Annotated in this window: 9 protein-coding genes; 5 read left to right on the plus strand and 4 right to left on the minus strand. The window is 62.3% G+C overall.

The genetic code is table 11. From position 1 onward, the window contains the following. Positions 1-10: 10 nt before the first annotated feature. The gene (locus tag VOM14_RS01410; protein ID WP_327626872.1) at positions 11-2,641 is read right to left on the minus strand and encodes a PAS domain-containing hybrid sensor histidine kinase/response regulator; all 2,631 of its coding nucleotides are present in this window, start codon (positions 2,639-2,641) and stop codon (positions 11-13) included. Positions 2,642-3,017: 376 nt separating this feature from the next. Between VOM14_RS01410 and VOM14_RS01415 the strand changes: the two genes are divergently transcribed. Then, entirely contained in the window at positions 3,018-5,288 is a 2,271-nt protein-coding gene (locus tag VOM14_RS01415) for a two-partner secretion domain-containing protein (RefSeq protein WP_327626873.1), read from the plus strand. A 91-nt stretch (positions 5,289-5,379) separates the two neighbouring features. After that, positions 5,380-7,098, plus strand: coding sequence for a ShlB/FhaC/HecB family hemolysin secretion/activation protein (locus VOM14_RS01420; protein WP_327627397.1), 1,719 nt, complete (start codon positions 5,380-5,382; stop codon positions 7,096-7,098). 16 nt (positions 7,099-7,114) lie between these two features. Here the strand turns inward: VOM14_RS01420 and VOM14_RS01425 are convergent, their stop codons facing one another. Next, positions 7,115-7,807 carry a phosphatase PAP2 family protein gene (locus VOM14_RS01425; RefSeq protein WP_327626874.1) on the minus strand — a complete coding sequence of 231 codons (693 nt, stop codon included), beginning with the start codon at positions 7,805-7,807 and terminating at the stop codon, positions 7,115-7,117. A 694-nt stretch (positions 7,808-8,501) separates the two neighbouring features. Between VOM14_RS01425 and hmpA the strand changes: the two genes are divergently transcribed. Beyond that, positions 8,502-9,716, plus strand: coding sequence for an NO-inducible flavohemoprotein (hmpA, locus tag VOM14_RS01430; RefSeq protein ID WP_327626875.1), 1,215 nt, complete (start codon positions 8,502-8,504; stop codon positions 9,714-9,716). Between the two features lie 87 nt (positions 9,717-9,803). On the opposite strand, the gene VOM14_RS01435 is transcribed toward hmpA, so the two are convergent. Both VOM14_RS01435 and VOM14_RS01440 read right to left on the minus strand, forming a co-directional pair. Beyond that, positions 9,804-10,052: a hypothetical protein gene (locus tag VOM14_RS01435; RefSeq protein ID WP_327626876.1), complete on the minus strand. Its 249-nt coding sequence runs from the start codon at positions 10,050-10,052 to the stop codon at positions 9,804-9,806. 295 nt (positions 10,053-10,347) lie between these two features. Beyond that, positions 10,348-10,914 carry a hypothetical protein gene (locus VOM14_RS01440; RefSeq protein WP_327626877.1) on the minus strand — a complete coding sequence of 189 codons (567 nt, stop codon included), beginning with the start codon at positions 10,912-10,914 and terminating at the stop codon, positions 10,348-10,350. Positions 10,915-11,288: 374 nt separating this feature from the next. On the opposite strand from VOM14_RS01440, the gene VOM14_RS01445 reads away from it, so the two are divergent. After that, positions 11,289-12,566 (plus strand): MFS transporter, encoded by a 1,278-nt coding sequence (locus tag VOM14_RS01445; protein ID WP_327626878.1) that lies wholly within the window; start codon positions 11,289-11,291, stop codon positions 12,564-12,566. Further along, the gene (locus VOM14_RS01450) at positions 12,563-14,326 is read left to right on the plus strand and encodes a winged helix-turn-helix domain-containing protein (protein WP_327626879.1); all 1,764 of its coding nucleotides are present in this window, start codon (positions 12,563-12,565) and stop codon (positions 14,324-14,326) included. Before VOM14_RS01445 ends, VOM14_RS01450 begins: the two co-directional genes overlap by 4 nt. Positions 14,327-14,395: the final 69 nt, after the last annotated feature.

Raw genomic sequence — 14,395 nt, forward strand, 5'->3', positions numbered from 1 at the left:
GTGCGCCGCTTCACCCGGCATGCGGCGACGCGGCTGCTGGCGACAGCTCCGCCAGCAGCGTCATCAGATACTCGATATTGACCGGCTTCACGAGATGATGGTCGAACCCCGCGGCCTGCACGCGCAGATGATCGTCGGCCTGACCATAACCCGTCACCGCGATCAGCACGGGTCGTGTCTCGCCCTTCGGGCGAATCAGCCGGGCCAGCTCATAGCCGTCGGTATCCGGCAGGCCGATGTCGAGCAACGCGGCATCGACAGGCTCGGCCTCCGCTATCGCGAGCGCGTCGCCGGCGCAGTACGTCACGTTCACGCGATAGCCCTCGCTTTCGCACAGCAGCGCGAGCGAGTCGGCGGCGTCCTTGTTGTCGTCGACGATCAGCACGTGCAGCGAAGCCCGCTCGGCATGCGATGCGCTCGCCGCCGACGGCTCGTCGTGCAACGCCGCAGGCGCTTCCGGCGGATGAGAGAGCGGCAGCCTGACCGAAACCGTCGCGCCGCGCCCCGGCCCCGGACTCGCGATATCGATGCCGCCGCCGTGCAGTTCCACCAGCTTCTTCACGAGCGACAAACCAATGCCGAGACCGCCATGCGCGCGGTCGAGCGTGCGTTCGCCTTGCGCGAACAGATCGAAGATGTGCGGCAGCAGATCGGCGGAAATGCCGCTGCCGTTGTCTTCAATGGTCACGGTCGCGGACCGTTCGTCGGCGAGCGCCGTCACGCACACGTTGCCGCCGGGGTCCGTGTATTTGCACGCGTTGTTCAACACGTTGACGAGAATCTGCGAGAGGCGTAGCGGGTCCGCGTGCAACCACACGGGCGTGGGCGGCAACTGCACGGTGAGATGCTGGCCGCGCGAAGTCGCCATGGAAGACACCGTTTCCAGCGCGCCATAAACCGCGGTGCCGAGCAGCAGCGGCTCGCGTCGAAGCACGATGCGGCCATGCGTGATGCGCGACACTTCGAGCAGATCGTCGACGAGTTGCGCCATGTGATCGACCTGCCGGCTCAGCATGCCGACCAGTTCGCCCGTCTTCATGCCGGGTTCTTTTTCGCGGCGCAATAATGCAATCGCATTGCGCATCGGCGCGAGCGGATTGCGCAGTTCGTGCGCGAGCATCGCGAGAAATTCGTCCTTGCGGCGGTCCGTTTCGCGCAAGGCGAGTTCCAGCGTTTTACGCTGCGTGATGTCCACCGCGCTCGCGATCACGCGCCACGGTTTGCCGTCGGCGTCGCGCTGCAACACGGCCTGGCTTTGCAGCCAGCGTTGTGCGTCACCAGTGACGATGCGAAATTCCAGCGGCGTGTCGAACCGGCCGGTGAGCGCGACGCAGCGTACCGCGGCGTCCACCGCTGCGCGGTCCTCGGGATGCACGCGATGCAGCGCCGCATCGTACGGCAGCGCGGCGGGCGCGGCCTCGACGGCGTCCCAGCAGACTTTCCACGAATCCAGCGAGAGATAGCCGATCGTCATTCTGGCGGCGCGCATGGCCACCTGAAGACGCAGATTGCGCTCTTCGAGCGCGGCGGCGGCGGCGCGTTCGTCGGTGACGTCGGTCGCCATGCAGAACCATTCGCGCAACGTGCCGTCGTCGTCGCGTAACGGCGCGGCGCGCGCAACCATGGTTCGCCAACTGCAATCCCGCCGGCGAAGCCGGAACGTCATCGAGCCCGGCACTTCCGCCTTCACAATTCTCGACCACTTCTCGCGCGCGCCGGCCTGATCGTCGGGATGAACGAGGTCGAGCCATTCGCCGCCCGCGTGCAAGCCGTCCGGCGCCGCGAACGACTGCCAGTTGCCGAGCTGATTCGTGTGGCCCGCCGCGTCCGCAATCCACGTCAGTTCGGAACACACTTCGACGAGCGCGCGATAACGCTGCTCGCTGCGTTCGCGTTCGGTCTGCGCAACGTGCTGCTCGGTGATGTCATACGTGACGCCGAATACGCGTTCGATTGCCGAGCCGCTTCCGCAGTCGGTTTCGCCGCGCGTTCGCAGCCACGAGCGCCGGCCGTCTTCGAGTTCGATGGGAAAGTCCAGTTCGAAAGGCACGCACTCGAGCAGGCGGCTCGTCAATTCGCGCGCGAACCAGGCGCGATGGCTTTCGGGAATGCGGTCGGAGAGCCACTGCAACGGCACTTCCGCCTGCTGCGGATTGAGCCCGTAAATCTGCGCCAGCTGCGCGCTGATTCGCGCGGTGCGGCTGCCCATGTCCCATTCCCATGCACCGACGCGCGCCGCGTCGAGCGCGACGCGCAGCCGCCGTTCGCCAGCCTCGTAGGTTTCGCCGGCCTTCACGAAGTCGTCGATGTCCATCGCGATGCCGCATGCGCCGCACACCACCCGTGCGTCGTCGAAAATGGGCTGGATGCGCAGCTTGTGCCAGCGGTAATCGCCGTCGAACCGTTTGAGACGCGCGTTGACTTTCGCGCTTTCGCCGTCCGTGAGCGCATGGCGCCACGCGTCGATCACATTCTTGACGTCGGCTTCGAGAACGAACTGATCCCAATGCAGCGTGGTATTGGGCGCGAAGGGATTGCCGAGGTAGATGCGGCTCGCGAAGTTCGCGTAGGTGACAATCCCGCCCGCTTGCGCGGTCCACACGAGAGCCGGGACTTTGTCGGCAATATCGTTGTTGCTCATTGCGTTATCAATCGCACTGTTCATACCGCTTGCAAGAGGATTGCTGCTTACATCGTAAGTGAGATTGAAGCGCCGCGCTGCTGTGTCTGCGGCCAATCAATCGTCATGTTCGGGCTGCATTGTCGCTATTGGGGAAATCATGGATTTGCGCTGCCTTTTTACCGGCCGACGACGTGACGGCGTGCCGCCGCGCGGTTCGCACCGTGGCTAATTCTGCAGACGTTTCGGCGCGATATGCTGATATTCCCCGGCGCTTCGCGACATTGTGCGCTCGAAACCGGCTGCAATAATACGGGCGTGCGCACAGACAGCCAGCACATCCACAGTCGCATGACATCGTGGCATGCGGCGGCCATTGAGTGGGACAGGAGACGTGATGATCAAGATTGCGCCCGCATCAGGTGAACACAACAACGCACGCCCGCGCGACCCGCGCATTGCAGTAACGGCGCTTTTGCCGCTAGCCGCCGCCGCGCTGTGTTGCGCGGCTTCCTTCCAGGCGCGAGCCGCGGGCACGTTGCCCGGCGGCGGACACTTCGTCGCCGGCAACGGCTCGATCAGCAGCGACGGCACGACCTTGACGATCAACCAGGACTCGGGACGGGGTGTCGTCAACTGGGACAGCTTTTCGATTGGCGGCAATAACCATGTGGTGTTCGCCAACAACAACGGCGCGACGCTGAACCGCGTCACCGGCGGTTCGCCCTCCGCGATTTTCGGCACGCTGAGCGCAAGCGGCAGCGTCTATCTGATCAATCCCCAAGGCATTCTGATCGGGCGGAACGGCGTCGTGTCGACGAACGGGCGTTTCGTCGCCTCGACGCTCGACACCGCCGACAACGACGCCTTCATGAACGGCCAGCCGCTGACGCTCGCGGGCGATTCGACGGCAAGCGTCGTGAATCTCGGCACGATCATATCCGGCGCGGGAGACGTGTTTCTCATCGCCCGCCAGGAAGTGCGCAACGCCGGCACGATCAGCGCGCCGAACGGCACGGCGGAACTCGCGGTGGCGCCGCAAGTGCTGTTGCAGGATTCGTCCACGGACAAACAGGTGTTCGTGCAGCCGGGGGACACGGGCGGCGGAACGCTCGTCAATCGCGGCGTGATCGAGGCGGCGCAAGTGAATCTGCAAGCCGCCGACGGCAACATCTACGCGCTCGCGGGCAACCACGAAGCGATCCGCGCGACAGGCACCGCGACGCGCGACGGTCATGTATGGCTGGTCGCCGGACATGGCACGTTGCAACCGGGCGGCTCGATCGAGGCAGTGGGCGGCACCGTCGATATGAGTGCGGACACGCTGTCGTTTCCGGTGGGCGACACGACGGTGCACGCGAATCAATGGAACATCGAGACCCCGGCTTTCACCGTCGACGATAACGCGGCGCGCGCGCTTTCAGCGAGCCTCGGCACCGGCACTTCGGTCAACGTGCTGACCACGGGCATGAACGGCAGCACCGGCGACATCGACGTGAACTCGGGAATCGGCTGGCAAGGCGATGCCTCGTTGACGCTCTCGGCGTATCGCAACCTCACCGTTGCGCAAGGCGCAACCATCGCGAACCAGGGCGGTGGCAACCTGAGCTTGCGCGCGGATGCCGCGAGTCTCGACAACGGCGGCTCCATCGCGAATGGCGGCACGATCGACTGGTCGGGCAGCACGGGTATCGTCAATGCGCTCTACGACATGAACGGCACGTACAGCGCGGGCACGCTGCTCGGCAATCCGGCGTGGACCGCCGCGCCGGGCAGCGGCCAGGTCACGCAGCTCACGGCCTACCAGCTGATCAACAGCGTGACGGATTTGCAGAACATCACGCAGGACCTCGCCGGCAACTATGCGCTCGGCAAGGACATCGACGCGACAGGCTATACCTTGTCGCCAATCGGCGATCACACGACGGCCTTCACCGGTCAGTTCGACGGCATGTGGCACAACGTGCTCAATGCGACGATCCAGATCAGCGACTTCAGCAAGGATTACTCGTCGGGACTCTTCGGCGTGATCGGACAGACTGGCGTATTGCGCGACGTCGGCGTGGAAAACGGCTCGGTGAGCACGAGCTACATGGGCAGCGGCATTCTCGCGGGCGTGAACCAGGGCGAGATTGCCAACGCGCATTCGACGGGCGTGGCCGGCGAACGAGGCCAGAACGGCACGACCTTCGGCGGACTCGTGGGACGCAACGAGGGCACGGTGGAGCGTTCGTGGAGCAGCGCCTCGGTCTCGGGCTCGGACGCGAACGGCGGGCTCGTCGGCTACAACCTGGGTTCGATCGCACAGTCGTATGCGACCGGCAGCGTCAGCCCGATTTACTCGACGGGATACGGCGGCGGACTGGTCGGCATCAACGACGGCTCCATCACGCAATCGTTTGCGACAGGCGCGGTTCAAAGCCGGCTGATGCCGACGCATGGCGTGATCGCGTTCGGCTCAGGCACGCTGGGCTCCGACGTCTACTGGGACACGCAAACGACAGGACAGGCCGCGAGCGGCGGCAGTCTGCCCGCATCGAACGGACTGACCACCGCGCAGATGAGCGACGCGGCCAGCTTCGCGGGTTACGACTTCGGACCGGGCGGCGCGTGGGCGATGCCGTCCGGCGCGACGCATCCTGTCTTGCGCTGGCAGGTTGAGCATTAACCCGCGCCGGGCGTTCGCGGGCGAACCGGCGCATGCCTCGCGCGTGCGCCGGTATTTGTGCGCGTCGTTGTGCGGGGCGTTGCGTGTATCGTTGCTCGCGTCGTGCGTGGCTGCGGCGTTGCAGTCTTCGTCCGTGTTCGCTCAGGCTTACCGCGACGTGGCTCCGCAGCCCGCGCCGCCGACGCCGCGAAGCGCGCCTTCGCAGCCTTCCGTTCAGCCCGAAGCGAATGCCGCGCGCATAGCGGTGCAGAAACTCGAAGGCCTGGTGTTCGAGCCGGCGGGCGCGAGCGCGTCGGCGGCCGCGCCGCAACAGCGCATTGCCGCTGAAGGCTTGCCTGTGCTCGACGCGGCGTTTCTTCACGGGTTCGACGCCGATCTCGGCAAGCCGCTCAGCTTCGGACGTCTTGCGGAAATGCGTCGCGCGGTGGTGGAGCGTTATCGCGCGGCGGGCAAGCCTCTCGTGGATGTCTACGTGCCCGAGCAGGACGTGAGTTCCGGCGTCGTGCATATCGCGGTCGCCGAATTCCGCCTCGGACAAGTTCGCACGAGCGGCAATCGCTATTTTTCCGATGCATTGCTCAAGCGCGAGATGCCGCTGGAAGCAGGCGGCCCCATTCTGCAATCGAAAGTGTCGCTGGGATTGGCGGTGCTCAACGCGAATCCGTATCGACGCGTGGACGCGATTTTCGCGCCCGGCGAAACGGCGAATTCCACCGACGTCATCTTGCAGACGGACGACCGTCTGCCGTTACGCGTGAACGCCGGATACGACAACGCGGGCGTGCGCGACCTTGGCCGCGATCGCTTTTTCGCGGGCGTGGACTACGGCAATCTGTTCGGACTCGACCAGCACGTCGCCTATCAATTCACGGCGAGCAACGATTTTTTCAGCGGCAATCCGGATATCGAAGGCCGCCCCAACCGCGCGCGTTTCATGGCGCACGCGCTCAGCTACATCGCGCCGCTGCCGTGGCGCGACAGCATCGAACTGTTCGGCGTCTATGCGCAAAGCAGGCCGCGTTTGCCGGACAGTTACGGGCAAACGGGCATCTCGTCGCAGATCAGCGTGCGCTACGACTGGCGTCTGCCGACTACGACCGCCACTGCCCAGCTCGTGCAGTTCGGCTATGACTTCAAGCGCAGCAACAACGATCTGGAATTCGGCGGCTTTCAGGTGTTCAACGCGAACACGCACGTGCATCAGTTCCTGCTGACTTACGACATCAGCAAGCCGGGCGACGCGGGCGCCGCGCATGCATCGGCGACACTCGCCGGCAGTCCCGGCGGGTTAGATAACGCCAACAGCGACACCGCGTTCGCCGCCGCGCGACAAGGCGCGACCGCGCGCTACGTCTATCTGCTACTCGCCGCGCAACGCGCGTTCGCATTGGGCGCGGGCTTCACGTTGAGCGCGCGAGGCGCGTTCCAGTGGACGCCGAACACCTTGTTGCCGAGCGAGGAAATGGGGCTTGGCGGCGAGTCCACCGTGCGCGGCTACGAACCGTATGTCGTGCTCGGCGATCGCGGCTGGAATGTGCAGACCGAATTGCGCGCGCCGGCGATTCCGTTCGGCACGAGCAGCGCGGCGCTTCAGCCTTTTGTGTTTGTCGACGCGGGACATGTGTGGAACCGCATCGATCAGCCCGCGGAAATCAGCAACGGTTCGCTGATGAGCGTCGGCGCGGGCGTGCGCTTTCAGTGGTCGCGCTTCGTCGATTTTCGCTGCACGTATGGCGTGCCGCTGCGTGCGCCGACGCCGGGTGGATCGAAAGCGCCGATGGTGCTGCTCTATGTTTCGATCGGCAGTTAAAACGCTCGACAGCGGTTCACAGGTGTTTGAAGACGCCGCTCGCGAGCTTGCGCAACTCGTCGAACTGCGTGACGAGTTCGAGGCATAAAACAAAGGCCACCATCGCGGAAGGTCCGGGGTGGCGTTCGATCCATCGCACCAATGGCGTCGCATAGCGCGCGCGGATCGCTTGTCGCGTCATCACGAAGGTGATCGCGATGCCCACGGCGGCGCCCGCCAGCAAATCGGTCGGATAGTGAAAGCCGAGATAGGCGCGCGGCACGCAAATGAAGAGCGCGGTGTAGAGAATTGCCAGCACGCCAATGCCTCGCCACACGAGGAAGATGCCGGTCGCGATCGCCATCCAGAGCATGGCGTGATCGCTCGGGAAGGAACTCCATCCGCTCAGCAAGGCGTCCTTGGTCGCGCCGCTTGCGAAGTTCAGATGCAATTCAGGGCTAAAGACAGGACGCACTCTGAACGGCAACCAGTGAGTCAGCAATCTTCCGACGAATAGCGCGACGAGGCCGCTGAGAACCGTGGCGAGCACCATTTCGCGCCGCCATTCGCGCCGCGCATCGTGTTGACACCACATCCACCACAGCACGGGAATGAGTATGAGACCCTTGAACGTGTAAAGATCGGCGATGGCCTGGATGGCGTGCGTCGCGAAAGAACCGAAGTGCAGGTGAGAGAGATATGTTTCGATAACCGAATCGAATTTATTCATTCTGTTGTAAGCAAAAGAGGCTAGTCGCGAACGAAAGTCCAGCATAAACCATTCATTGCCAGGCATTTTTTTTAACGTACGTTCGCTCACAATTTTTACTATGCACTTTCATGGACTACTTTCCACTCACAACTTTCGACGGTAATTGGGTGCGAAATCCGCGGCCATTTATCGTCTGATACGAGGAATGCCAATGCGGCCGTCCAATCATCAGGCAATTCGGTGAGCGGAATAAATTGCCGGGCGACGCGTTGCGTCAAATAATTTTTCGGGAAAATCGGCCGAACTGCTCGCATAACGCGTGAGTCCGGGCGAATCCGCCGGCGCCGGCGATAATGGTCACCCGGTCATTTATTTAGTTGGATATGCTAATCAATATGTCGCTTGCGCTGGTTAAAGCGCAGCGTAATCAAAGCGGCTGACGCAGCGTACGTGATGCGCACGTGAATACGAGTACGTGGGGTAATCCTGTCTATGCGGGCGCGCGGAAAAGCGGCTATGGTGCGGGCATTCTCGCGAGTGTGTTCTTCAACACAGATGCTGGGGCCTACCCCCCTCGATCCGCCGCCGCGATGCGCGCATCGTGCATCGCGTGTCATTGCGTTTGCCGTTCGTCGGTCATGGATCTTGCTGCACCCGAATATCCAAGGATAGCTGCGCGTGTTTCCCGCGCGATGCAAGGAAGGAGAAGTCAATGCTGACACAGAGAACGAAGGACGTTGTAAAAGCTACGGCACCCGTGCTCGCCGAACACGGTTTGCCGATCATCAAGCGCTTCTACACGAGGTTGTTCGACGCGCATCCGGAACTGAAGAACGTGTTCAACATGGCTCACCAGGATCAGGGCCAACAACAGCAGGCTCTCGCGCGCGCCGTGTATGCCTATGCGGAAAACATCGAGAACCCTGCGAGCCTTGCAGCCGTGCTGAAAAATATCGCCAACAAACATGCGAGCCTCGATGTGCGGCCCGAGCATTACCCGATTGTCGGCGAGCATTTGCTCGGCGCGATCAAGGACGTACTCGGCGACGCCGCCAACGAAGAGATCATCTCGGCCTGGGCACAGGCTTACGGAAATCTTGCAGATCTGCTAATGGGAATGGAAAGCGAGTTGCGCGAGACCTCGACGCAACAGCTTGGCGGCTGGACCGGCTGGCGCAAATTCGTGGTCAAGGAAAAGCGGCCGGAGAGCAGCGTGATTACATCGTTCGTGCTGGAGCCGACAGATGGACAGCCCGTGGTGAACTTCGAGCCGGGCCAGTACATCAGCATCGCCGTGGAGGTACCGTCGTTGCAACTGCAGCAGATTCGCCAATACAGTCTGTCCGACATGCCGAATGGGCGCAGCTATCGCATCTCCGTGAAACGCGAGGAGGGCGACGCCGCGCGGCCGCCGGGCTATGTGTCGTCGCTGCTTCACGATCATCTGAATGTGGGCGATGAAGTGAAACTGGCCGCGCCGTATGGCACGTTTTATATCGACGTCCATGCGAAAACGCCTATCGTGCTGATCAGCGGCGGCGTCGGCCTCACGCCGATGGTAAGCATGCTCAAGCGCGCGATTCAGGACCCGCATCGCCAGGTGGTGTTCGTCCACGGCGCGCGACATGGCGCGGTGCATGCGATGCGCGACCGGCTTCGGCAAACGGCGGCGACCTACACGAACTTCAAGGCTGTCGTGTACTACGAGAGCCCGCAGCCGGCCGATGTGCAGGGACAGGACTATGACCGCACCGGGTATGTGAATCTGGCCGACCTGCGCGAACAGATTCTTCTACCGGAGGCCGACTACTACATTTGCGGCCCGGTTCCCTTCATGCGCTTGCAACACGACGCATTGCGCGCGATGGATATTCCCGAAGCGCGCATCCACTACGAGGTTTTCGGCCCAGATCTTTTTGCGGAGTAAAAACTGCATTGGGCGGCGCCTTTTATGTTGCCGCCCGATGCAGGCCACCGCGCATTGCGCGGTGGCGCGGATTCCCCTCCGTTCGATTCAACTTCCTCCGAAAAAGATGTTGCATTGCGGGCCACCCGTGCAGGGTTTCGCGCTTTTCACGCCGCTTTGCATCTTCGTGTCAGGCATTCCGCCATAAGCACCTGACGTCGTGTCCGGCGTGGCGTTCTGTGTTGCAGTGCTTTCCTGCGGGGCGGGTTGCGAGGTTTCCGGCATCCCCTGCGAATAGGCAAAGCCGGTCATCGCAAACAACCCTGCCGCATAAGCGACCATGAGTCGTGCTTTCATGTTGGGCTCCTTCATGACATTAAACGTGCATTGATGCAACTCGTCATTCGCCGGCGACGGAGTGCGTTCGATCAGCAAGCTCCGGGCGAGCGAAGACCCCGAGTACAGATCATTAGAGATTTTTGAGGAGAGCAGTGCGCCGGGATGATCCCGAACGCGAGGTGGCGTGCGAACTGGCAGTGTCAGCGGATTTCATGAATCTTCGACACGCAATAATCGCCCTGCTACTGAGTTATAGTGCGCGCGGAGCGCGTGCGATAGCGCTTTTCAAGCATGCTCGCGCGAGACATTGGCTTTATTTGTGCGAGTCGCGATCGTGACTGTCGTAGACGGCAAGCTTCTTGCCTTCCAGACTCACCTGAACGCCGACTGCACAACCGCTGGGGCACGACGTGCCGTCCAGGGCCGAGCGCGAACCCGGCACCGTCTCCGAGGTGATCATCGCCTTGACCAGATTGCCGTTGTCGCCGATCACGATCTCCAGGCCGAGCACAACGCCGTTCTGTTGAATGGTGATGGTGCCGGTGCAGTCCGGGTTGACCGTGTACGTGCCCGTCTGGTCCGAAGCGAAAGCGGTCTGGCCACCTTTAGGAACGCCGTCGATGTTCCCAAAATCGGTGCGCGTAATCTGACCCGAGCCGTCGAAACCAATCATGGCGACGTCATCGAGAACCGATGGCGTATCGAACCGATGCAACTGGCTCGCGGCATCGAGTATGCCAAGCACCTCGCCGTGCGCGCTAAACGCATAAGCGCCAGTGAGCATGCGGGGCGAGCACCGGCCATCGGCGTGCGCCGCGCCACTCACAGACAGAACTGCAACGGCTATTGCGGACAAAGCGCTTAAATGCTTGATGTTCATGTTCGTCTCCTTGTCATCGGGCCTTGATATTCACTGCATGCCGTTCGGTTTGCGGCAAGTGGATGTTGGCAGGGAGTGAAGAGGGAAACCATAGAGGCAACCTGAAGAAATTGTTGACCAGAAGACGGCGCTCACACGCGTGCCATTCCGACGAAGTTCTTTCATGCAAAGGGCCATCTGAAACGCTACCTGAAGGCGACCTTAAGCCCACCTGACAGATCGGTGCGCCCTGTCCGATATCGCCAGATAACGTGGCCCGTGTGGCGCGTGAGTGCTTCCGCGCGCGACTGGTGAGCGAGTCGTCAGCGACTAGAATTGAGAAGAATGTCGGAGGTGCCATGTTCGAAGATTCGTCCGTGGTCCGAAAGGAAGTCATGACTCGTCGACAGCGCTGGACGATCTTCATCGCCAGTGCCGGCGGAGCGCTCGAAACGTTCGACTTCGTGATTTACGGGTTCTTCGCGCAGGAAATCGGACGCGAGTTCTTTCCGCTCGGAGGCGGTGCTTCCGCGGTGACGCTCTCGTTTGCGGTGTTCGCCATTGGTTATCTGTCGAGACCTCTCGGCGGCCTTTTTCTCGGACGGCTCGGCGACAAATACGGCAGACGCCTCGTGTTTGCAGCAGCGGCGATTGTGGCGGCGCTTTCGACATTGTTCATCGCGCTGCTGCCGTCATATCGCGCATGGGGCGTCGCGGCGCCGGCGCTCATGCTGTTGCTGCGGCTCACGCAAGGTGTCTGCGTGGGCGGCGAATTGTCCGGGGCCGTGGTCTATGCGGTCGAAACCACGCGCACCAGGCCGGGCTTTCTGTGCGGGATCGTTTTCTTCGCGGTGAACATTTCGCTGCTGCTTGCCGCGGGCATCAATCTATTCGTGCAGGCCACGCTGACGTCCGCTGAAGTTCTTCGGTACGGCTGGCGCATCGGTTTTTTCGTGGGCGGTCTGATCGGCTTGCTCAGCTTCTTCGTGCGACGCACGCTGCCCGAAACCGACGCCTTCGCGCGAGCAGAAGGCGTGCGGCATCGCGAGCCGCTCGCCGTGTTGTTCCGGCGACATCTCGCGCCACTCGCAACGGGCATTGCGGCCACGACGGTAGTGGGCGTGTCCAACGGACTCTTCGTGGCGCATGCGCCCACTTATCTTCGTCAACTCAACTACGCGCCGCAACAGATCGCGACGGCGCAGACGCTGTACGTGATCGTCATCGCGTTGTGCATGCTCGTTACGGCGAAAGCAGGCGATCTGCTGCCGCGCCGCTACGTGTTCCGCGCGGGTGCCGTCGTGACCGCCGTGTTCGCGCCGTGCTTCTACGCGGCGGTCAGCCGTGGACAGGCCGATCTGTTCACCTGGTTCGTGCTCGCGGCAATCGTCGCCGCGTTTGCAAATGGGACCTTTGCGTGCGCGATCGCCGAGATGTTTCCCATCGGCGTGCGATACAGCGGACTCGGCGCCGCGATGAATCTCGGCCTCGCGGCGACGATGGGCACCGCGCCGCTCGCCGCCACGATCCTGATCGCGAGAACTCAATGGAATGCAGCGCCCGCGCTCGTCATGATGTCGTGCGCGGGCCTCGCATTCGTGGCGTCGTTCGCGATGAAACCGTCGCGCGCGGAAGAGAGCCGGTTGACCACGGACACGCGAGAGTGCACATGACCCTGCCTGCCTCCGTGATGATCGCGGATGTCGAACTCGACGTCGAGCGCTATGAATTGCGCCGCGGCGGCCGGCAGATTCGGCTCGAACGGCTGCCGATGGAATTGCTCATCCTGATGGCGTCGCGTAGCGGGCAACTCGTGACGCGCGCAGATATCGTCAGGGCGCTTTGGGGAGGCAATGCGTTTCGCGACACCGATAACGGCATCAATACGGCGATCCGCAAGATTCGCGTGGCGCTCGGCGAAGACCCTGAAAATCCGCGCTATCTGCTGACGGTCAAGGGTAAAGGGTATCGCCTCGACGCCGTGCAAGCCTCGTGTGCGATGGAGCCTCCGATTGCGCCGCCGAGTCCCGTGCGCGTACTCGTGCTGCCATTCGAGAACAGAACCGGCGATGCACGGCAGGACAACTTCTGCGATGCGCTCTCGGACGAAATCTCCGGCAATCTCGGCATGCTCAATCCTGAGCAGATTCTCGTCATCGCGAGAACGACGTCGATGTGCTACCGGCGTACCACGAGAAGCATTGCGGAGATTGCGCATGAACTGGGACTCGACTACGTGCTGGAAGGCTCCATCACACGCGATACAGGCCGCGTGCGCGTTCGCGCGCAACTGGTTCGCTGTCTCGATCAGGCGCAGGTGTGGGGCGGCGCGCATGAAATGACGGCAACGGATGCTCTCGACATTCAGAAGACCGCCGGCACGGTGCTCGCCGACGAAGTACTGCCGGCGCTCGCGGAGCAGCAGCGGCGCATGCTCGCAAGACGGCTGCCGATCGATCCTTCCGCGCACGACGCGTATCTGCGCGGACGCTATTACTGGACCCGTCGCGTTCATTTCGATGCGGGTTTCGCGGCGCATCATGCGCTCAATGCGGAGGACTTCATTCGCGCGCGCGGTTACTTCGAAACGGCAATAGATAGAGATCCTACGTATGCGTTAGGTTATGTCGGACTTTCGAATGTTTATGGAGCGACGGCGGCGCATGGCTTTTACGCGTCGTCGCAGGGTTATCCGAAGGCACGCGAGACCGCATTGCGCGCGCTCGAACTGGATGCCGGTCTTCCCGAGGCGCATCAGGCACTCGCCGGCGTGCACTATTTCTACGACTGGGACTGGCGCAAGGCGGAAGCGGAATTTATCGAAGCACTACGCCTCAATCCGAATCACGGCGAAACGAGCCGCCTGTATGCGAGATTATTGCTGGTGCTCGGACGGGAGGCCGAGGGCAGAGCGCAATTCGAACGCGCCGAAAAAGCCGATCCGCTGGGATTTGGAGGCTCGCGCCTGTTCGGTCTCGTGCAGGCCGGACGTTACGGCGAAGTCATCAACGAATTTCTCGCGGCGGGGCACGGCAATCGCTCGCCGCTCGTCTATCAGTTGCTGGCCATCGCGTTCGAGGTTCAAGGGCGCTATGAAGAAGCCGTCGATGCAACGGTCGATGCGCTCACACGCTGCAATGAGTTCGCGCGAGCGGAGTCGATTCGCACGGTGTGGGAGGCCGGCGGATACAGCGCGGTGCTTCAATGGTACTTGCAAGATCTGCTGACGCGGCGTCAGAAAGGATACACCTCGCCTTTGCTGTTCGCGGAGATCTATGCGAGGCTCGGCAAACCGGACGAGATGTTTCATTGGCTCGATATCGCACTGGCCGAACGATCGCCGCGGCTGTGCGAATTGCGCACGAACGCGTGGTTTCATCCGTATCGGGCGACCAAGCGGTTCAGAGGTGTGGAAAGGCGGGTTGGATATTGAGGCGTTGTGGCACCCGCTCCGGCCCGCGGCGTCTTTAATGACACCGCGCGGTAAATCGTTTGGATAAGC

Source organism: Paraburkholderia sp. MPAMCS5 (assembly GCF_036016995.1).
In the GTDB taxonomy this organism is placed as follows: domain Bacteria; phylum Pseudomonadota; class Gammaproteobacteria; order Burkholderiales; family Burkholderiaceae; genus Paraburkholderia.